General features: G+C 47.2%; 15 protein-coding genes and 3 pseudogenes. 5 read left to right on the top strand and 13 right to left on the bottom strand.

Going from position 1 to position 21,223, the window contains the following annotated elements:
- Positions 1-23: 23 nt before the first annotated feature.
- From ACYIA1_RS12985 to ACYIA1_RS12945, 9 genes and pseudogenes are all read right to left on the bottom strand, one after another.
- On the bottom strand, positions 24-2,528 hold the full coding sequence (locus tag ACYIA1_RS12985; RefSeq protein ID WP_098032207.1) for a TraG family conjugative transposon ATPase: 2,505 nt from the start codon (positions 2,526-2,528) through the stop codon (positions 24-26).
- Positions 2,525-2,857 (bottom strand): DUF4133 domain-containing protein, encoded by a 333-nt coding sequence (locus tag ACYIA1_RS12980; RefSeq protein WP_098032208.1) that lies wholly within the window; start codon positions 2,855-2,857, stop codon positions 2,525-2,527. The genes ACYIA1_RS12985 and ACYIA1_RS12980 overlap by 4 nt, the downstream gene beginning before the upstream one ends.
- 10 nt (positions 2,858-2,867) lie before the next feature.
- Positions 2,868-3,110, bottom strand: a complete 243-nt coding sequence (locus ACYIA1_RS12975; protein WP_007845737.1) for a DUF4134 family protein — start codon at positions 3,108-3,110, stop codon at positions 2,868-2,870.
- Positions 3,107-4,762: a group II intron reverse transcriptase/maturase gene (gene ltrA / locus ACYIA1_RS12970; protein ID WP_004316241.1), complete on the bottom strand. Its 1,656-nt coding sequence runs from the start codon at positions 4,760-4,762 to the stop codon at positions 3,107-3,109. The genes ACYIA1_RS12975 and ltrA (ACYIA1_RS12970) overlap by 4 nt, the downstream gene beginning before the upstream one ends.
- A gap of 636 nt (positions 4,763-5,398) precedes the next feature.
- A pseudogene (locus ACYIA1_RS12965) lies at positions 5,399-5,614 on the bottom strand (DUF4134 family protein); the annotation flags it as partial.
- A gap of 197 nt (positions 5,615-5,811) precedes the next feature.
- Positions 5,812-6,540, bottom strand: a complete 729-nt coding sequence (locus ACYIA1_RS12960) for a conjugal transfer protein TraD (protein ID WP_098032209.1) — start codon at positions 6,538-6,540, stop codon at positions 5,812-5,814.
- Positions 6,541-6,556: 16 nt separating this feature from the next.
- Entirely contained in the window at positions 6,557-6,910 is a 354-nt protein-coding gene (locus tag ACYIA1_RS12955; RefSeq protein WP_098032210.1) for a DUF3408 domain-containing protein, read from the bottom strand.
- 1 nt (position 6,911) lies between these two features.
- Positions 6,912-7,349 (bottom strand): DUF3408 domain-containing protein, encoded by a 438-nt coding sequence (locus ACYIA1_RS12950; RefSeq protein ID WP_098032211.1) that lies wholly within the window; start codon positions 7,347-7,349, stop codon positions 6,912-6,914.
- A 2-nt stretch (positions 7,350-7,351) separates the two neighbouring features.
- Positions 7,352-8,401: a ParA family protein gene (locus tag ACYIA1_RS12945; protein WP_098032212.1), complete on the bottom strand. Its 1,050-nt coding sequence runs from the start codon at positions 8,399-8,401 to the stop codon at positions 7,352-7,354.
- 421 nt (positions 8,402-8,822) lie between these two features.
- On the opposite strand from ACYIA1_RS12945, the gene mobA reads away from it, so the two are divergent.
- The 5 genes and pseudogenes from mobA to ACYIA1_RS12920 all read left to right on the top strand — a co-directional run.
- Positions 8,823-9,251, top strand: coding sequence for a conjugal transfer protein MobA (gene mobA / locus ACYIA1_RS12940; protein ID WP_004291488.1), 429 nt, complete (start codon positions 8,823-8,825; stop codon positions 9,249-9,251).
- Complete coding sequence (gene mobB, locus ACYIA1_RS12935) at positions 9,230-10,477, top strand: conjugal transfer protein MobB (RefSeq protein ID WP_004291483.1); 1,248 nt, start codon at positions 9,230-9,232, stop codon at positions 10,475-10,477. The genes mobA and mobB overlap by 22 nt, the downstream gene beginning before the upstream one ends.
- Before the next feature lie 30 nt (positions 10,478-10,507).
- Positions 10,508-11,227 (top strand): annotated as a pseudogene (locus ACYIA1_RS12930) (YWFCY domain-containing protein); the annotation flags it as partial.
- A gap of 630 nt (positions 11,228-11,857) precedes the next feature.
- Complete coding sequence (gene ltrA / locus ACYIA1_RS12925) at positions 11,858-13,522, top strand: group II intron reverse transcriptase/maturase (protein ID WP_187423474.1); 1,665 nt, start codon at positions 11,858-11,860, stop codon at positions 13,520-13,522.
- 104 nt (positions 13,523-13,626) lie between these two features.
- Positions 13,627-14,937 (top strand): annotated as a pseudogene (locus ACYIA1_RS12920) (TraM recognition domain-containing protein); the annotation flags it as partial.
- Positions 14,938-15,068: 131 nt separating this feature from the next.
- Here ACYIA1_RS12920 and ACYIA1_RS12915 read toward each other — a convergent pair.
- The 4 genes from ACYIA1_RS12915 to ACYIA1_RS12900 form a co-directional block, all read right to left on the bottom strand.
- Positions 15,069-18,323: a P-loop NTPase fold protein gene (locus tag ACYIA1_RS12915; RefSeq protein ID WP_004291481.1), complete on the bottom strand. Its 3,255-nt coding sequence runs from the start codon at positions 18,321-18,323 to the stop codon at positions 15,069-15,071.
- A 16-nt stretch (positions 18,324-18,339) separates the two neighbouring features.
- A complete protein-coding gene (locus tag ACYIA1_RS12910) occupies positions 18,340-19,470 on the bottom strand; it encodes an ATP-binding protein (RefSeq protein ID WP_004291480.1) in 1,131 nt (376 codons plus the stop codon).
- 302 nt (positions 19,471-19,772) lie between these two features.
- Complete coding sequence (locus tag ACYIA1_RS12905; protein WP_004304269.1) at positions 19,773-20,378, bottom strand: RteC domain-containing protein; 606 nt, start codon at positions 20,376-20,378, stop codon at positions 19,773-19,775.
- Positions 20,379-20,616: 238 nt separating this feature from the next.
- On the bottom strand, positions 20,617-21,039 hold the full coding sequence (locus tag ACYIA1_RS12900; protein WP_004291474.1) for a dihydrofolate reductase family protein: 423 nt from the start codon (positions 21,037-21,039) through the stop codon (positions 20,617-20,619).
- Positions 21,040-21,223: the final 184 nt, after the last annotated feature.

Genomic DNA, 21,223 nt, shown 5'->3' with positions numbered 1-21,223 from the left:
TGTTTTTAGTTGGTGATTAATGATTAACTGTTGTTTCTCCGCCTTTCGGCAAGCTGCCGGATGGCGGCTTCGATGTCGCCGCCCAACTTCTCCGCCAGACGGTAAACCTCCACTTTCTCCGTTTCCTCGGTGGTGTACGCCAGATACTCTTCAGCACTGACCTCTGTGGCATAGACCGCCGACTGTGTGCCGCCCAAGCCTATCCACACCTCCTTGTAGAGCCGTGAAGGGTTGTTCGCCATGTTGATGGAGAGTATCTGCCCCTTCTCCTTTTCCGTCAGTCCGAGCAACGCCTGTATCTGGTCAAACTTGTTCATGTACTTGCGCTGGTCGAGAAGTATCTTGCAGTCGGAGTTGTTGATGATGCTCTCCTTGACCACGGGAGAGGAAATGATGTCGTCCACCTCCTGCGTCACCACGATCGCCTCGCCGTAATACTTCCTGACGGTCTTATACATATAGCGCAGATACTCAGCCATGTTCGCTGAAGAGAGAGCCTTCCAAGCCTCTTCCACGATGAGCTGTTTCCGCACCCCTTTCAGCCGTCGCATCTTGTTGATGAAAGCCTCCATGATGATGATTGTCACGATGGGGAATAACTCCTTGTTATCGCGGATGGAATCAATCTCGAAGACAATGAACCGCTTGTTCAGCAGGTCGATGTTCTCCGTGGAGTTGAGCAGGAAGTCGTAACGTCCGCCCCGGTAATACTGCCGCATGGTGGTAAGCATATTGTCGATGTTGAAGTCGGACTTCTCCACCTTGATGTCACGCTCAGCCAGCTCACGGCGGTAGTCGTCACGCATATACTCGTAGAAGGTGTTGAACGACGGCACGATGCTACGGTCGGTCTTGATGCGCTCGATGTAGGCACTCACGGCACTGCCCAGCTCTCCGCTCTCGGTCTTCGTCACCTTGTCGTCCTCCGACTTCCAGAGCGTCAGCAGCAAGGTCTTGATGCTGTCTTTCTTCTCCACGTCGAAGACGTAATCGTCGGTGTAGAACGGGTTGAAGCTGATGGGCTTTTCTTCCGTGTAGGTGAAATACACCCCGTCCTCGCCGCCCGTCTTGCGCTGTATCATCCCGCACAATCCCTGATAGGAGTTTCCTGTATCGACCAACACGACGTGCGTGCCTTGTTCGTAGTATTGGCGAACTAAGTGATTCATAAAGAAAGATTTGCCGCTGCCTGACGGTCCTAACACGAACTTGTTGCGGTTGGTCGTGATACCCCGCTTCATCGGCAGGTCGCTGATGTCAAGGTGCAGCGGCTTCCCCGTGAGCCTGTCCACCATCTTGATGCCGAAGGGTGATAGCGAACTGCGGTAGTTGGTTTCCTCCGTGAACAGGCACACCGCCTGTTCGATGAAGGTGTGGAAACTCTCTTCCGCCGGAAAGTCAGCCGCGTTGCCGGGTATCGCCGCCCAGTAGAGTGTCGGGCAGTCGATGGTGTTGTGGCGCGGCACGCACTCCATGCTCGCCAGCTGGCTTCCCACGTCGTTCCTTATGTGCTTCAGCTCTTCCGCGTCGTCGCTCCACGCCATGACATTGAAGTGCGCCCGTACTGAGGTCAGCCCGTAGGAATGGGCTTCGTTCAGGTATTGGTCTATCCACTCGCGGTTGATGCTGTTGCTCCTTGAGTAGCGGGACAGCGACTGCATATTGCGGGCGGACTTCTCGAACTTCTGCAAGGCTTCCTCGCTGTTGTCTATCAGCACATACTGGTTGTAGATGTGGTTGCAGGAGAGCAGCAGCCCCACGGGAGAGGCGAATGACAGGCGGCAGTCGCTCCGGTCGGTGGAGAGTTTCTCGTAACGGGTATCGGTTGCCACCTTGCCCGGCAGGTCTTCCGCATCGGAGAGGGTGTGCAGGCACAGGCGGTTGTCGCCGATGCGCATATCCCTTGCCGAAAGTTCGATGTCCTGCAAGGTGGTGTCGCCCTCCGGCATGAGCGAGAAGTAACGCTCAATCAGTCCGACGGACTTTTCCGTTCCCACAATCTCGTCGGTGGATAGGCGGCGCAGGCGGACAAGCCCGCTGTCGTTCATGATGCGCTCGAACTGTTCGCAGGCTTCCAAGAACTTGGTCGTGGTTTCCTTGTCCAGCTCCTTCGGGATGATATGCCCGCGGCACAGCGTGCTGAAGTTACTCTGCATCCGGTTACGCTCCTTCGTCGTCTTGGTCAGATAGAGGTAGCAGGTGTGTTTCAGGTACGGACGCTCGTTGAAGTGACGCTCGAAGGAACGGCTTAAAAAGCTCATGCCGTCCTTTTGCAGTTCCGGCATGTACTTCTCCTTGATGAACCAGTCCTGCTTGTGGACGACGGAGTAGTCCGGCAGCACCTTGATCGCCTTGCACCAGTAGCCGTGGACAGCCTCGTACTCTGCGCCCGTCACGGTGTAAAGCTCCGGCAGTTCCACCTCGAAAGCCACCGTGATGTCGGCGTCCTTTGAGATGATGCAGCCATGCTCCACCGCAAGCAGGGGGAACTTGTTTTCCAGTGTTGTCATTTTCGATGTATTCCTCATTGTCTTTCTTCCTTTCGTTGTCGTTTGAACAGTCGGGTTATCCGCCGCCGGTTGATAAGGTATCGGGGATGGCTCCGTGCCGCTCCCAGTTTCATCAGCCCGTGTTCGCCGTACCGGGCGTTCAGCGCGAAGGTCTGCCACACAAGGAGGGAGGACGATGCCGCGCCGAAGCCGATACATATCCATTGGTCGATACCGACCATATAGAGGATGATGAACAGGACGAAGAGAGCAAGCAGACCTCCGCAGAAGATGAAGAGGTACTGAGCCTTCAAGCCCTTGAACTCTACCGGACGGCCGATACCCTTGTTTACCGGGTATTCAGCCATACGTTGTTTATTAAAGGAAGAATGAGCGCAGGATGGTGGCGGCAACAATCAGGAAGATGCACGCGCCGAACCACGAGGCGGCTGTCTTGCTGGTGTCGGGGTCGCCCGATGAGTCGAGTAGGTCAGCCCCCTTACGGGAGCTTTCCCCTCTAAGAACCGTACGTGCGAGTTTCCCCGCATACGGCTCAAGCAACATGACCGTTACCGACTTTGTTATCGGTAGAGCCATCTCATTTTCGACTTTCATATTCATAATCTACTTTGCATTTTACGTTTACAACTGGTATGTACAAGAGTTCTTACCTTTCGTCCACTGACTATTTGTTCAGTGATACTCCAAGGTCTTTCCCTGTCAATACGCTCTCCACATACAGGACATACTTTATTCTGTCGTTTCCAAATGTTTATTAGAGATTGCCTGCCTTTCAGCGTTTGCTTCATTCGGTAGGTTTCTCTCCATTCGTAGTACGATTTATCTGATGGGTCATACGGATTGGCATAATGCCGAACCTTGACGAATTTCTCATGGTGGATGGTTGGTAGATAGGTCAGTTCGAGATAATCAATCTTATCTTTCTTGCCCATATCTGCCGCAAATCTCCACGAGTGCCCATTTAGTGTTCTGAAATACTTATCCTTTACCCATCCTTTACATTTCTGCGGATGTCTGCGTCTTGCCCATTGCCATATTTTCTTGAAGATTTCCCAATCCATTCGGTGGAATACATTCGCAGAAGTACCATATTTATAATAATTACCCCAACCTTTTATGATTGGATTCAGCATCATAATAAGTGACTTCTGTTTTACACACTTGTTGGCTTCTATCGTCTTGCGGATTTTTTCGCAAAACCTCTTTTGCGCATCTTTGGATGGAGTTGTCAGCAGCGTATTATTGCGGAACTTTCGGATATTGAAACCGAGAAAGTCAAATCCCTCATTTATATGTGTGATTTTTGTCTTTTCTTCTGATAGTGTCAGACCTCTTTCCGCAAGGAACTTACGTACTAATGGAAGTATAACCTGTTCTATCGTTTCCTTATCCTTTGCCGTTACAATGAAATCATCTGCATATCGTACAAGATGTATCTTAGGAACTATCTTTTTGTAGTTCACCTGATATTTCTTGACACTCTTTTCCAACAAATCTTGCAGTCCGTCAAGTGCCATGTTTGCAAGAGTTGGGGATATTATGCCACCTTGTGGGGTTCCCTCTTCCGTAGGAAAGAGTTCTCCATTGAACACATATCCGCATTCGAGCCATTTGCGTAGTATCTCCTTATCCATAGGGATATTGTTGATTAACCACGCATGGCTGATATGGTCGAAGCATCCTTTGATGTCCCCCTCAAGAATCCATTCGGGAGCGACCGAACGAGAAAGAACGATGTAGCATTGCTCGATGGCATCATGTGTACAGCGATGTCTGCGGAATCCGTAGGAATGGCTGTCGCCAGTGGTTTCCGCTATCGGGTCAAGTGCCATTAGGTACAATGCCTGCATCGCACGGTCTTTCATCGTTGGTATTCCGAGTGGGCGTAATTTCCCGTTCTTCTTTTTGATATTTACACGTTTTAAAGGTTGTGGCTTGTAGCCATGTCTTTTCAGAGTGAATATGGCTTTGGCTTTCGCCAATGGAGAAGACCATGTAATCTTGTCAACGCCGGAAGTAGATTTTCCTTTGTTAGTCGTAACTCGTTTTACCGCCAATGCTTTGGCGTAGAACGAGTGGGTAAGCATCCATTGCAGGGCTTTCACCTTGTTATTTCTGCCTTCCCTTTGAGCCTTTACAATACGTGCTTGCAGCTTTTGGACAAAACGCTCACATTTGTCCCAGTCGATTTTCGACCAGAGTTCGTGAATGTCTATGTCTTCGGGCGCACACGCCAATTTCTTTGCGTTCATTTGCTTTCCTTTCTTTAAAAGTTCTGTAAACTATCTTGTAAAGTGTCACCATAGGCGGAAGTCTGCCCACTTTCGTGTCGGATGATGTTACCTTTACCAACCCGTGATATTGGCTCAATCCGTATCCTCCCCATTACAGGGAGGCATTCGCTTTTTCCGCTATCCTATACCCACACCCCATGTAGGCTTGCCTTGCGGCTTGCTTACCAGCTCTGATGAACTGGAGAGATACGGGCTTACCGTGTTTTACATAAGTGATAAATAAGCGGGTTAGGTCCTGTCTATTCCACCGGCAGTGCTAATGTCCGTGTGCCCCCAAAGTTCAAGAGGACAGCCGACTGCTTACCTTTTGGTCCGAGCCTGTCAACAGCCTTTGGCTCGTTATACCTTACGATGTTTATCGGACAGTTCACTTTCGTTGACCATACCGCTAAGCCAAGCTCCTCGTGCTGAATGGTGTTATCAGCCGTTGATTTCCCCTCACGGTTCAATCTTCTCCTTTTGGAAAGGCTACCTTGTCGGGACAGCTCCGTACAAAAGGATTACTCCCAATGCACGTGTCCGTAGGCTACTCCAGACGGAACTGGAGGTGTAATCTTGATGTTACACAATCACTTACGCAACTTCACGTCGCACAAACTTGCCATAGACTTTCACGCCCCCGATAAGCCCGACGACCGCGCCGATGGCGTATATCAGTTTCGTGCCGGGGTCGAAATAGGAACTCACCATAGAGGTGGCTTCGTTGATGCCCGCGATGCCGTTTCCCTGCGCGAAGGCGGAGGCGGTTGCGGCGATGATGAGTGCCGCAGAGAGGATTGCTTTTCTGTTTTTCAAAATGTTCTTGTTCATAAACTGTTCTTTTTTGTGCCGTCGAAAGGGTGGATGGTCCTTTGTCGGGCGGTTGATACTCTGTTACTTTACTTTGGTTTAGTGGTCGCCCGTTTGTTTCCACGGACTTGGGCTGTCCGTTGCAGACCGGATGCGCCTTGCGCTTCCTCGCCGCGTGGGTTGATGTCATTCTTTCATGTCCTTTCCTTTTTCTGTCGTCACACATAGTTGCGGATGTCGAACTCCTCGATGTTGTCCGGCACGACGAACACCTTTTTAGGCTTTTTCATCCGTATTTCGATAAGCCCCCTGATACGGATGCCTATCTCCGAAGAGCCTTCCATCATTTTATCGTACAGTTCCGTGCCTTCCATGTCGGTGAACACCTTTGCCGCCTTTTCACGTTCCGCCTGTGTCGCGTCCGGGTTCTTGGCGGTCTTGCAGGCATCGTCAATCTCGTCAAAGCTGTTGCCCGAAGCCTGTGGTGTATCCGAAGCGTCCTCCTCCGGTTCATCCTCGCCGAACTCCAGTTCCTCCGGCGGTATGCTCGTGAATGTTTCATCGAGTTTTTCCTCCGGGACTTGCGCTGTCGGTGAGGCGGTTTCCGTGTTTCCGTCGTCAAAAGTAGTGTCTTCCGCCGACAACTCAATGCCTTTTTCCGAAGTGGCGGCTTGTTGCGTCGGTATGGCAGCGGTTGTCCGGGTTGAAGCCATCCTGAAACGGCTCTTGCCGATGATGTCCGCATTTTCCGCAGGGGCTTCCTCTTGCGCTGTTTCCTGCTTTATCTCCGTGCTGCCCGACGACCGCCACAATCCGGCGATGCCCTTGAAGAAGCGGACAATCCGCGTGTCCATGATGCGCTCGTAAAGGAGCAGGAACAGGAACCACAGGTTGCAGCCGACCGATACCGTCAGCAGAATGTCTGTTATGCTTATTGTTTCATTCATACGCTTCCTGTCTGGGTTAAAATACCGGGTTGTAATTCTTGGCGTAAAGGCTTCTTATGGCATCCTCGCACTGGTCGAAATGCTGGGTCAGCACATGGTCGATGTAGGCGGACAGGGTGAGCCTGTCATGCCCGATTACGCGGATGATGCGCATGATGCGGTCGTGGTACTCCGGGCGCACATACGCCATCTTTCCCGCTCGCGCCTTCACTTCGGGTTCACGGATGAACAGACGCTCATAGTCTTTCTCACTGCATTTGCAGATTTCCGTGGCAAGCGATATGATTTCCACGCTCGTCTGCATTTGGGCAACCATGCCCTTGCCGTCTTGCTGCGGCACTCTTCTTTTTTTGTTCTTTTCCTTTTTCATGTCAGATTAAATCTTCCCGTTGTTTTTTATACAGTTCGTTAATTCTCTCCTTGTGCTGCTCCAGATGCTGACGCAGCACGGTATCCACATAGCCGCCTACCGAGATTTCACCTCCGGCGATGTCGTTCACGATTCTGAGGATTTTGCCGTGGACATCGCGGCTGATATAGACACACTGGCGGGTCTTTATCTCGTTGCGGCGCAGGAACAGCTCGTTATAGTCCTCGTCCTGCCTTTTCCGGCGGTTGCCTTCCCTCTGCGCTTTTTCCCGTGTGGCGGGTTGCGCAGGAGGCGGTTCCGGTGCGGCGGTGCTTTCTTCGGTCGGTACGGCTGCGGGGACTTCCTGCGTGGGGCGTGCCACCTCCTGAGTGCGTCGCCCGATGGAGGCTAACAACAGTTCCTCGTCGATGCCTTCCGTGTTCACTTTCCTGCTGCCCATGCTCACTGCGGTCTGATGATGTCGCTTATCTCTTCGGAAAACTCACGGATGCCGCTCCCTTTCAACAGTGCCGTGTCCATCGGGAAGATGGTGGAGCGGAACACGCTCCTGCGCTCTTCCGAAAGGTCGCGGCGGAACTTCTTGCTGTCGGGCAGACGGGTGGAAAGCACCGGGAAGCCCATTTCGGCGATCACTTCCTCGTAGATGCCGTACAGGTCGTTCCTCTCCCTGCCGTCCACCATCGTCCAGAACAGATAAAACCCCTTTGTTTTCGCCTGTCCGGTCGTCATCAGCCTGTCGCGGAACATCGTGACGAATTTCAGGGTACTCTCCACGACAAAGCGGTCGGCACTCAGCGGAGTGAAGATGTAGTCCATCTGCGAGAGCGTCTTTATCACGCCGTTGCTTCGGAGTGTGCCGGGCATATCGAAGAACACCACATCGGGTTTCACATCTTCGGTGGCGATCATCCTCTCGGCATCGTCGAGGGCGTCCACCGCGTTGCTCTTGACGATGGTGTAGGCGTTCTTCTTGATTTTGCGGAAATGGTCGCAGGCAAGAGCCTTGAAGTAGGTGCTGCTGTCAATCAGCCCCGTTTCGTGTTCACGCAGCCCGTGGATGCTGTGCTGGGGGTCGTCGCAGTCCACGACGGCGACATTGTAGCCTTTCACGTTGTGCAGGTAGCTGGCGGCAAGTGCCGTGACGGTGGATTTGCCGATACCACCTTTCTGTGTTGCGAATGCAACGAAGATTTCCTTACTCATAGTTCTATACATTTTATTTGTTGATGATTTGTTTTTCTGTTTCCATGCGGATTTGGCTGTCGCACCATCCGCTTCCTTGACTACACGCGCAGGCGGGTCGTCGCGTATCCGGTTCTGTGGTGAAGCGGTGCGGCGGACAAGTGATGAATGACGACATTGCGTCATGAAGTCATTGAATCCATACGTCACCGAATTGTCGGAGAACCGGGTTTCCGACGGTTCGGACATCCGCTTCGGCAAGTATCCGCAGAAGCGGGTTTCCGGGTATTTTAAGGTTCCTTTTCTCATATCTTCAAATCGTTCGTTTCTTGAATCATGCTGCAAATAAACAAGTATATTCTGGAACTTGTATCACTTCTCCGGCAAGTGGCAGCACGTTGCGCTGGTTGGCAGTCATTGACCGAGTCAAGCATCTGTCCGATACCGCGTTAAGGGTGTAACTTTGCCCCCGGACAGCAGGGTTCGCCGATAGTGGCGCAGCCGGAGTCCTGAAAGGTATCTTTTCCATCCGTCCCCTGACGGATTTTTATGTTCACCTGAACATAGCAAGATGTCTTTTCAGCCGCTCAAAATATTTTGAGCAGCCACGAAAAGCACTTGCCCTTGCAGGGGGCGGGCTTTCCCTCCGAAGTCGGGAAGCCTTTCAGAACTGCGGTGCTGTAATCCGAAGCGGCGGCTTATGCCGTCAATCCGCTAAATCCAAAGTAATATGAAAGAGAAAAGGAAAAGCAAATCAGGGAGAAATCCCAAACTTGATCCGGCGGTGTACCGGTACACCGTCCGTTTCAACGAGGAGGAACACAACCGTTTCCTCGCCATGTTCGGAAAATCGGGTGTCTATGCACGGTCTGTTTTCCTCAAAGCGCACTTCTTCGGGCAACCGTTCAAGGTGCTGAAGGTGGACAAGACGTTGGTGGACTATTACACCAAACTGTCGGATTTTCATGCACAATTCCGTGCCGTGGGTACGAATTACAACCAAGTCGTGAAGGAACTGAGGCTGCATTTTTCAGAGAAAAAGGCGATGGCGTTGCTCTACAAATTAGAGCAACACACCGTCGAACTCGTGAAACTGAGCCGCCGGATTGTGGAACTTTCAAGGGAAATGGAGGCAAAATGGTCGCAAAAATCAGTGTAGGAAGTTCGTTGTACGGCGCGATTGCCTACAACGGGGAGAAGATTAACGAGGCGCAGGGGCGGCTTCTCACCACCAACCGCATCTACAATGACGGTTCGGGAACGGTGGACATAGGCAAGGCGATGGAGGGTTTTCTCACCTTCCTGCCACCGCAGATGAAGATCGAGAAGCCGGTGGTGCATATCTCTCTCAACCCGCACCCGGAGGATGTGCTGACCGATATTGAGTTGCAGAATATCGCCCGCGAGTATCTGGAAAAACTCGGTTTCGGAAACCAGCCTTATCTTGTATTCAAGCACGAGGACATCGACCGCCACCACCTGCACATCGTGACGGTCAACGTGGACGAGAACGGGAAAAGGCTCAACCGGGATTTTCTCTACCGCCGCAGCGACCGTATCCGCAGGGAACTGGAACAGAAGTACGGATTGCATCCGGCAGAACGTAAAAATCAGAGATTGGATAATCCGTTGCGCAAGGTGGCCGCATCGGCAGGTGATGTGAAGAAGCAGGTAGGCAACACCGTGAAGGCTCTGAATGGGCAGTACCGTTTCCAGACGATGGGCGAATACCGTGCGCTCCTTTCCTTATATAATATGACGGTGGAGGAAGCGAGGGGCAACGTGCGCGGACGGGAGTATCACGGGCTGGTCTATTCCGTCACGGACGACAAGGGTAACAAGGTGGGCAACCCGTTCAAATCCTCGCTTTTCGGGAAGTCCGCAGGCTATGAAGCCGTACAGAAGAAGTTTGTCCGTTCCAAATCGGAAATCAAGGATAGGAAACTGGCAGACATGACGAAACGCACCGTCCTTTCCGTGCTGCAAGGCACTTATGACAAGGACAAATTTGTATCCCAACTCAAAGAGAAGGGCATCGACACCGTACTGCGCTACACAGAGGAAGGGCGCATCTATGGGGCTACCTTCATCGACCACCGCACGGGATGCGTGCTGAACGGTTCGCGCATGGGTAAGGAGCTTTCGGCGAATGCCTTGCAGGAACACTTCACCCTGCCATACGCCGGACAACCGCCGATACCGCTATCCATCCCTGTGGATGCTGCGGACAAGGCACACGGGCAGACCGCCTACGACAGTGAAGATATATCGGGCGGTATGGGCTTGCTCACTCCCGAAGGTCCGGCGGTAGATGCCGAGGAAGAGGCTTTCATCCGGGCGATGAAGCGCAAAAAGAAGAAAAAACGCAAGGGCTTGGGTATGTAATCAGAGTATCAACAATTAAAAAATCAATGTATGTCACAACAAGAAGACGATTTGAGGGCATTGGCGAAAATCATGGATTTTCTGCGTGCCGTGAGTATCATTTTAGTGGTCATGAACGTGTACTGGTTCTGCTACGAAGCCATCCGGCTGTGGGGCGTGAACATCGGCGTGGTGGACAAAATCCTTCTGAACTTCGACCGCACGGCGGGGCTGTTCCATTCCATTCTCTACACGAAGCTGTTTTCCGTCCTTTTGCTTGCCTTGTCCTGTCTGGGTACGAAGGGTGTCAAGGGTGAGAAAATCACTTGGGGGAGAATCTGGACAGCATTTGCCGTCGGGTTCGTGCTGTTTTTCCTGAACTGGTGGTTGCTGCCCCTGCCGCTGCCGCTTGAAGCGGTGACGGGACTGTATGTCCTTACCATTGGAACGGGCTATGTCTGCCTGTTGATGGGTGGTCTGTGGATGAGCCGCCTGTTGAAACACAATTTGATGGAGGATGTTTTCAACAACGAGAACGAGAGTTTCATGCAGGAAACGAGGCTTATCGAAAGCGAGTATTCGGTCAATCTGCCGACACGTTTCTATTACAGGAAACGCTGGAACAACGGTTGGATCAATGTAGTTAATCCCTTCCGTGCGTCCATCGTGTTGGGTACGCCGGGCAGCGGCAAGTCCTATGCCGTGGTAAACAATTTTATCAAGCAACAGATTGAAAAGGGCTTTAGTCAATACATCTACGATTTCAAGTATGTGTGACGTGGAAAGTTACGCCAGTAGCTGTCTGTCAATCGTTCATCGATAGAGCAGACCTATTGTTTCACCAATAGTAGCCTACGAGCAGGTGCGCTTATACAAGGGTATCAAGCTGCTCGGACAAGGTAGCCCTCCCGAAAGGGTAAGAATGAACCGTGAGGGAAATTCAAAGGTCGCAAGCATTATGCGGTTGGGGAGCTTGGCTCGGAAGGTATGGTCAACGTAAGTGAATTGCTAATAAACGTCGTTAAGTCGAACAAGCCTACTAATGCTATCAGGCTTGAACCAAAAGGTAAAGTGGCTGGTTGTCCCTGTGAATTTTGGGGGCACGTGAACAATAGAGCCATCGGCGAAGAGGCAAGACCTAACCCATTCCCGGTACTGGTGTAAAACACGGTAAGCCCATATATCTCCCGTAAGGGTAGGAGAACCGCAAGGTAATCTGACGGATATGTGGGTAAAGGAGAACCGGAGAAAGCGAATGCCATCCCGTAATCGGGTGGATAGGGATTGAGCCGAAACCATGAATTGTTTTTGACAACATTATCCTACGTGAAAGCGGGCAGACTTCCGGTATGGTGACGTTTTACAAGATAACTTTTAGAACTTATGAAAGAAGAAAAGCAAATGTACGAAAACAAAAAATCGTGTGCGTCTTCTGACTGCAATGGTCGGACTTGGGAAAGCATAGACTGGAACAAGTGCGAGCAGGCAGTCAATAAGCTACAAGCGCGTATTGTAAAAGCTCAGAAAGCAGGTAAGTTCGGCAAGGTAAAAGCCTTGCAATGGACACTTACCCACTCGTTTTATGCCAAAGCATTGGCGGTCAAGCGAGTTACTTCCAATAATGGAAAGAAGACTTCAGGGGTTGATAAAATTCTTTGGTCAACTCCGCAATCGAAGTTCAAAGCCATTGTGACACTAAGAAGAAGAGGCTACAAGCCCCAACCGTTAAAAAGAGTAAATATCAAGAAAAGTAACGGCAAACTTCGCCCGTTGGGAATACCGACAATGAAAGACAGAGCCATGCAAGCACTTTATCTGATGGCATTGGAACCAGTGTCTGAAACTACAGCAGACAACTATTCCTTTGGTTTCAGGAAAGACCGCAGCACGGCAGACGCTATGGCTCGATGCCATTCGCTTCTGTCCAAGAAAACATCCGCCCAATGGATATTGGAGGGAGATATTAAAGGTTGTTTCGACCATATAAGCCATGAATGGTTGATGAAGAATATCCCTATGGATAAATCCATATTACAAAAATGGCTAAAATGTGGGTACGTATATAACAGAGAACTTTTCCCGACAGAAGAAGGTACACCGCAAGGAGGTATCATATCACCGACACTTGCCAATATGACGCTTGACGGTTTACAGAACCTATTGGAAACCCATTTCCCGTGGGAACGGGTATCAGGAAAATCAGGATGGTACTGCCCGAAAGTCAGATTGGTGCGTTATGCAGACGACTTCATTATAACAGGTGATACTAAAGAAATATTGGAACATAGTGTAAAACCTTTGGTAGCTGATTTCCTCGCAGAAAGAGGACTGACACTGTCAGAAGAGAAAACTAAGATTACACATATAACGGATGGTTTCGATTTTCTTGGTTTCAATGTACGGAAATTTGGAGATACCCTGCTGACACAACCCTCTAAAGATAGGACAAAACGAATGTTGAGCAAAGTCAAAGATGAAATCAAACGATTCCGTGGCGATGCTCAACATGAGCTGATTATGCGATTGAACCCGATACTTAACGGATGGGCAAACTATTACAAACATAGTGCAGCCTCAAATGTCTTTCGTAAGACAGATTATCAAATCTATAAGAAGTTATGGCGGTGGGCACTCCGCAGGCATGGTAACAAATGCAAAGGGTGGGTTAAGAACCGCTATTTCCATAGAATTGATGGTCGTGACTGGGTATTTGCAGTTAAAAGGAAGAACGAAAAGCATGAGGAATATTTTATTCCAATCACTATTCTGTTCAATACGAAGATTGAAAGATACCCCCAACTGAAATGTGATGTCAATCCTTTTGACCCTGAATGGAAGCAATACCTTGAAAAAAGGAGAACTGCCAAAATGAAAATGAGTTTGAAAGGTAAGAGGTCACTTATCTCAATGTGGGAAAGACAAAATCGAAACTGCGTGTTATGCGGACAGCCGATAACAGCAGAAACCTCATGGCACACCATGAGCCAGCAGAAGAATGGCAGAAACCACCTCTGTTTAGTTCATGATGGTTGTTATCAAAGTGTTACACATAAAAAGAAGAAGTAAATATGAGCGTATTTCTATTTGAAAAGGAATATTGTTTGCTTGAGCCGTGTGAGGGGAAACTTTCACGCACGGTTCTTAGGGGGGAAAGCACCCGTAAGGGTGCTGACCTACCCGACCCCGACCTATCTACTATTGCCTACAACCATTTGCTGAACCACCCGGACGGCTACAAGGTAAAGCCGAAGTTCTATGTGATCAACTTCGACGACCCGCGACGCTCTCATCGGTGCAATCCCATTCACCCGGATTTTATGGAAGATATTACGGATGCCTATGAGAGTGCCTACACAATAATGCTCAACCTCAATAAAACGTGGGTGCAAAAGCAGGGCGACTTCTTCGTGGAGTCACCTATCATTCTGTTTGCCAGTATTATCTGGTATCTCAAAATCTATCAGAACGGGAAGTTTTGCACGTTTCCCCATGCTATCGAGTTTCTGAACCGCCGTTACGAGGATATATTTCCGATACTGACCTCTTATCCGGAGCTGGAGAACTACCTTTCGCCGTTCATGGATGCGTGGCTTGGAGGGGCTGCGGAGCAGCTCATGGGTCAGATAGCGTCGGCAAAAATCCCGCTTTCGAGGATGATTTCACCGCAGCTCTACTGGGTGATGTCAGACAGCGAGTTTACGCTGGACATCAACAATCCCGAAGAGCCGAAAATCCTCTGCGTGGGTAACAATCCCGACCGTCAGAATATCTACGGTGCGGCACTCGGTCTGTATAATTCCCGTATCGTGAAGCTCATCAACAAGAAGGGGATGCTGAAGTCATCGGTCATCATCGACGAGTTGCCCACAATATACTTCAAAGGGTTGGACAATCTTATAGCTACCGCCCGAAGCAACAAGGTTGCCGTGTGTCTGGGCTTTCAGGATTTCAGCCAGTTAGTGCGTGACTACGGGGACAAAGAGGCGAAAGTGGTGATGAACACTGTCGGCAATATTTTCTCCGGTCAGGTGGTGGGGGAAACAGCCAAGACGCTCTCCGAGCGGTTCGGTAAGGTGTTGCAGAAACGGCAGTCCATCTCCATCAACCGGCAGGATGTTTCCACCTCCATCAACACGCAGATGGACGCGCTCATTCCACCGAGTAAGATTTCCGGGCTTACGCAGGGAATGTTTGTCGGTTCTGTATCCGACAACTTCAACGAGCGTATCGAGCAGAAGATTTTTCATTGCGAGATTGTGGTGGATGCCGAAAAGGTGAAACGGGAAGAAAGTGCCTACAAGAAAATTCCCGTCATTACAAACTTCACGGACGAGGACGGCAACGACCGCATGAAGGAAACGGTGCAGGCGAACTACCGGCGCATCAAGGAAGAGGTGAAGCAGATTGTGCAGGAGGAACTGGAGCGTATCAAAAACGATCCGGTGCTGTGTAAACTGCTACCAGATAATGAGACTGTCTAACAAGTCCCCAAAATTGAAAATTATCCCTATCGAAGTTTGAAGTGACCCCCAAAAGTTGGATACAATTTTTTTGGGGGGCACTTCAGTTCTGACGGGTAAAATCGTAAAATTCGGACTTGTTAGACAAATACTTACGCGGTTTCAACCTCAGGTACTGAATCTATCGAATTGACAAATTTAACCAATTGCGGATCTGAATCTTTTTGTATGAGGTTTCGGAGACTCTTTTTCAATTCATAAGCATCATCCCCTGCTGTATTTATTAAATCCATATAAAAATCTTTGTTTTGCAGAATCAATGAACGGCATGCCCCATCGGAAATTACAGGTTTCACTATTTTATCAATAACGTCTCCAGCTTGACTTTTCAAATTACCATGCGATCTAAGCCATGTTTCGAAAAATTGAAACTTTATTGCATTGATAGTCTTTTTACCGATGCAGAAATCATTTCTTATATCGGTAACTGTCGATTTAATTTTTCGTTTATCCAATCTTTCAACTATATTCTTGAAACAATTAGGGAAAGGATTCAAACTTTGAGTTCCAGAAGCAATATCCATCAGAATCTTTTTGCCAAATTCAGTCAAGTTATCTGGCAAGGATTTGATTTTAGCCAGTAAATGTTTTATTGCGACAAACCAATAATATGATGTATGTGCTGTTCTTTGGGCGTATAATGTATCAACACTTATTTCAGACAACGCTTCGAACGCTATTTTATTGATATGATCGGTCAGGACATTGCTTATTTTAGTGGTCAAATCGTAAAAAGATGCGTCAGGAATTACATCTTTAATATTGTTCTTAGTGATATACTTATCCAAATCGGTATTCCACTCTGCTAAATGCTCGATAAATACCTCATCCGTTACACCTATTCTGTTCTTAATATCTTCAAATTGGGGCAATATGTCTGAGAGCAATAATTTATAGCCAAGTTTATGATTTACCATGTATTGTAGTGTTTCATTTAATAGCGGTATATTCCATCCCACACTATTTACTAATAAGTCTCCATGATCCACATAATAGTCCATGAGTTCTGCAACATATTTTATATCTCCACCCTCTATTAAGGAAACGGAATGACCATGTGCCAATTGCATGGCGACTAAATCGTAATATCCAGACTCTTTAATGTTTCGGCCATCAGTTTCTAATTCAGAATGCAACTGATTTATGTAGGTTGAATCTAACGTTACAGGTAAAGGTCTTTCTTCGTCAGATGCCAATAAACGATAGGTTGTAAATATAGCCCCTATATTATCTTTATTTACATTCTGTTCATCAATGCAATTCGTGATCGCTTGCAAAAGCGTTGGAAACGTATAGGTAGAATTATCTTTTAACGTTTTTACAATATCTGCATGGTCGAAATTATCGGGTAGTAAGTTTGCCAAATAATTATCGAGCGCCTCCGAATTTGTTGCTACTTGATAATATTTATATGCTTTAGTTGTCGCGTTATCCCGATAGGCAGCATCTGTTGCATTTGCAGCTTGAATATAATCGATAAATGTATTTGGCTTGACTGTTTTTGCTTCAATCAATGACGTAAAATCGCACGCCAACTTATTTTGCGCAATAAACCTGTCTATTGCATCTAACGTTTTGAAATAGTCGCCGCCATTGAAGTCATTGAACCGAACTATCTTCTTATATAATTGAGCAATCACATGGTTTTGGCTTTCCGTGTCTAAATGCAACAGCAGTTCTTGGTATTCGACAGGGAACACCTGCTTCTCTATGGATTCTTTTAATTTCAATTGTGCTATTCTTTGCCATACACGCAGAATAACATCGCTCTTTCGAGTTAATTTATGCAAACAATGTATAATCTTATCGATAAGCGCATTGTCCATACATTGTATAACTTCTTCTAATACAGTGTCAAATTGTTTATTAGTCTCTGCATATTGATTTATGTCGTGGTCTTCTTCTCCGTTGATGCAGCCTTCAATATATTTTTTCAATGGAATTTGTCGAGCATCTTCAACATCGACACCATATACCAAAGCTGCAATTTCGCGTTGTGTTTGCAGATCATTGTTAATTATTGTTTGAATGCCATTCAGATAGTCGCCGGACAATATTTGTTCTACTGGATTTGCCAGAATATCCGTCTTCTTCAAACAGAACAATGCTATGTTTATCATCAAAATTTCGTTACACCACTCTTGTTTAAGAGCGACCATCTCATTGATATATGATATAATTTCCCTAACATTGGCATTAGGATTTACCAATCTGAATATCCGATTTATAGTTTCTTTCGCTTCATTTTCTGTTTCTCCAAATGCTTCAACAAACAGTTTGTTGAATATACTTCGATAGTCGGTAATAACAGGAGGAGCAACACGATAAACAATAGGGAAAGTTTTATTGATAAAATACTTGGTCAGTTGTTTCGTTTGTTCGTCGGTCTCATCTCCGAATGCACAAGCTAAATGTGTTTCATCGAAAGGAATAACAGCCCAAACATTTTCAAAACCGCTATCGGCGAAGAACGTATGGATAGAAGACCATAATTCTTTTACTTTTTCAGCGGGGAGACGATCCATGTTGTCAAAAACAAGGACTAATTTACGTTGTCCTTTTTCCTTGATAAAATCAGAAATGTCTTGCATCCATGTTTTGAACTCGTAAACCGTTGGTTCGTCTTCGCTCAAAGTCTCATAGCAAACGTCCTTTTCGACTTTATCTTGATAAATAGCTAACATATAACTCCATCCATATTTATGATCTTTGCTATATGCCCATTTCCAAACGCACAATGCAATAAGAACTGGCAGTGCAGCTATGATAATAGACAATAAAGAAAACCACCATGTTGTGGGTGTAGGTTTTACTGCATACGCAATAAATGTAAATATCGGAGTTAAAACTGCAACCAAAAATGCCGCAACCATACCATTACTGATAAGGGGATATTTTTCGGTTACGGTCTCCGTTTTACGGGCTAATAAATATTTCAGCTTTTCAGACCATGATACGGTTTTCGTACCTCCACCTTTGACTTTTATTGTTGCATTTCCAGATAGGATACCATCATCAATAAGTTTGCTTGTAAGCAATTCCAATATAGAGCGGCGTTGCAAGTCCTCTTGATGTCCCCATGCGTCATACTCAAAAAAGTAATAGTCGTCTGATAATTCACGTTCCAACATTTTAACCACGTTGGATTTTCCAGATCCCCAAATACCTTCGATGCCGATAATTCGAGGTAAAGTACATTCCTCATCCAATGAATCATTCTGACAAAAATGGCGAGCAATAGTTTTTGCCAACCTTTCTTGCGAACCTCCATCGAATTTGTCAATACCACACGGTTTATTTTGGATAAACCGCGGATATTGCTGTTTGGATTGTAGTTTTGTTTCCATATACGTAATTTATTGATTATACGAACTCCAAATAATTCTCCCGATTTACCACATGAAACTCGGCATAGGGATAGGCTTCTTGGAAGGCTTTCGGTGCGGCCGGCATTTTATTTCCCCACTTGAACTCCAAGGCGGTAAGACTGTCGGCACTCTCCTCAATCAGGTCGATTTCCTGTTTGTCGTAGGTGCGCCAGAAATAGAACTCCCTGTGCAGTCCCTCATTGAAGTTCGCTTTGCGCCGCTCTCCGATGATGTAGTTCTCCCACAGCGCACCGACATCCTGCCGAATGGCCAGCGGTGAGAAAGCCCCGATAATGGCATTGCGAATGCCGTTGTCGTAGAAGTACCACTTGCCAGCTTTTGTAACCTCCTTGCGTAGGTTACGCGAATAAGCCCCCAGACGATAGATAACGAAGACCTTTTCCAATAGGTCGAGGTATTTTTCAACGGTCGTCTTGCTCATGCCGAGTTGTTTACCTAACTCTTCGTAAGAAACTTCGCTGCCCAACTGAAAAGCTATCAATCGCAGTAGATCGCGCATCTTGCTCGAATTTTTTAAGCCGTCAATTGCTAAGATATCTTTAAGCAGGTATGCACCGACAATATCACGTAGGTAGTCTGTTTTACGTTCATAGTTCTCCATCATTACTACTTCGGGATAGGAACCGTAAATCAAGCGCGCTTCGAGGTTCTGGCGGGTTTCAAGTGCCGTTTCCGTCTGTGCGATTTCCCGTTGCGAGAATGGTGTAAGGAGAAATTGCGTACTGCGGCCGACCAACGGTTCACCAGTCTTATTCAGCAAATCGAATGACGAAGAACCACTTGCCAAGACACTTATTCCCGGTATTTCATCAACTATCAACTTCAGAATACTACCGATTTGTGGTATGTTCTGTGCCTCATCAATAGCCAGCAAATCAATACCATCCAATAAATGCCGATAATTGGCTATTGAGCGATTCTCCAATAGTGCTAATGTGTCGTAGTCTTCGCCGTTGAGCATCATCGTCCTACCTGAATAGTTGTCCACAATTTTACGCATCATTACCGTTTTACCAACACGGCGAGCACCAAAAATCAGTACTGCTTTATTGGGCGCGATTCGTGCTGTAATCTTCTCTTGAAGTATTCTATTTACTGTTTCCATACCTTATAAAATATAATGCAAAGATAATCATATTTTTTTAATTGGCGAATTTTACAAAAAAAAACGGGCTATTAAATGGCGATTTTTACAACCACAATCTTATGGAAGTTGTTTCATTGTTTTTAGTAATGATATATGTTCATACTATGATGACTCAATAATTTACCAGACATACGTTTCTGAAATTTGTCCTTATAGGAATGAAAAACTCACATATATTGTGCTAATTAATATATAATTAAATGAAAATAAAAAGACAGGATACGAGTATTCCTGTCTTCTCATATGTAATGGATATTTTTTTATTTTCTCATCCGCTCCAACTCCTCATCACGCAACATTCTCTCGTTCAGTTTTTCCTGCATCCTGTCAATGAAATAGGTGCGGCTTTCGTTCTTCCGGCGTTTGATATCAGTGTAGAAGCGGTAGCAGTCTTTAGAATCAACCCCGAATATCTTATAGAGAAGTGGGGCGAGCTGTTTGAGCGGCATATTGCCGTTGTTGATGCAGCCCATCACGTCTATGCCGTAGATAAGTTCCACGAGGTCGATGGCATTGCCCGTCCATTGAAGAAGGCTGGCGGTGGTTTCTGTTGCGTTGTTGGCGGATATTAGTGGTGGCACTTGGGGCGTGGCAAGGAATTTCTGCATCTTTCTTACGAAAGACAGAGCCTTGCTGACGTAGGCGGCAATCTCTCTTTTTTCTTCTGACAGATTACGTACGGGATGGTGCTGCAACTCGATTTCGATGTAGGCAAGCGCGATGACGGTAAGGTTCATGTCCATGCCGCCGTTGCACAGTTCGATCACTTGGGTGGCGAAAGCCGTGTATGCCGTTTCCATATTGCAGTCGCCGGCTTCGTTTATCAGGCGGAAAAAGTCGGTTTCCGCCAGCAAGAAATAATTCATGGTTCTGTCAATTTTGAAAATTACACTTTGTTTTCTGCGTGCGCACATGAATATAATTGGCAAAAAACGCGGCAGAAAATAAAAAATCCAACACTCAATTTTACAAAGTGCTGGATTTCAGAGGTATAAAATTCAGTATTTTTTCACAAGGACAAATTATCTCCGACTTAAATTGTTTGTAATCGGAACATTTATTCTATTCCTGAAAATAGAAATGTATGCTTGCCGCACATTTTGGCTATCTTGCTTTTTTATCAAGGATATAGATAATGCGACATACACCGTTGGGATAGCTTTTCAAAGAGGAAAGCGTCCAGTGTTGCTCTGGCAGAGCCGACTTAAAAAAATGTCGTCCGCTTCCGGATATGAAAGGAACGGTGTATAGTATGATTTCATCCACAGCGTGCATCCGCAGCAGTCCGTTTATATAGTCTGCCGTGTCCGGTGTGGCTTCCGCGAGGTAACGGATGTTTGTGCAGTCTTTTCTCCATTCGTGCAGCATTGAAATGGAATAGTCCGGTGTCACACGGTAAAAGGCTTTCTTCCTGATTTCATCAAGACCGCAACGGTCAAGGCACAAATCCTGATGTGCTTTATCATATAACTCTGAAGAAAGACATCCGTCCATCGTCAGTACGGCGAGAATCTGAACTTTACCCATAATCGTTTCCTTTCGTTAGGCAAGGGTAAAAAAGTAGCGTGCAATTCACACTACCTTCAAGCGATGGCTCTGGTAAAGCCTTTACGGAGAGTACGTGAATGCACGCTATGCGTAAGCATAGCATAAGCATCACGCAATCGTCTCCGTAGTTCCAATTTACCAGATTTTCGCTTGAAACGCCTTG

This window comes from Parabacteroides sp. KHUB-02, from assembly GCF_056640955.1.
The sequence above is the reverse complement of the archived record's forward strand: the minus strand, read 5'-3'. Positions and strand labels throughout refer to the sequence as shown.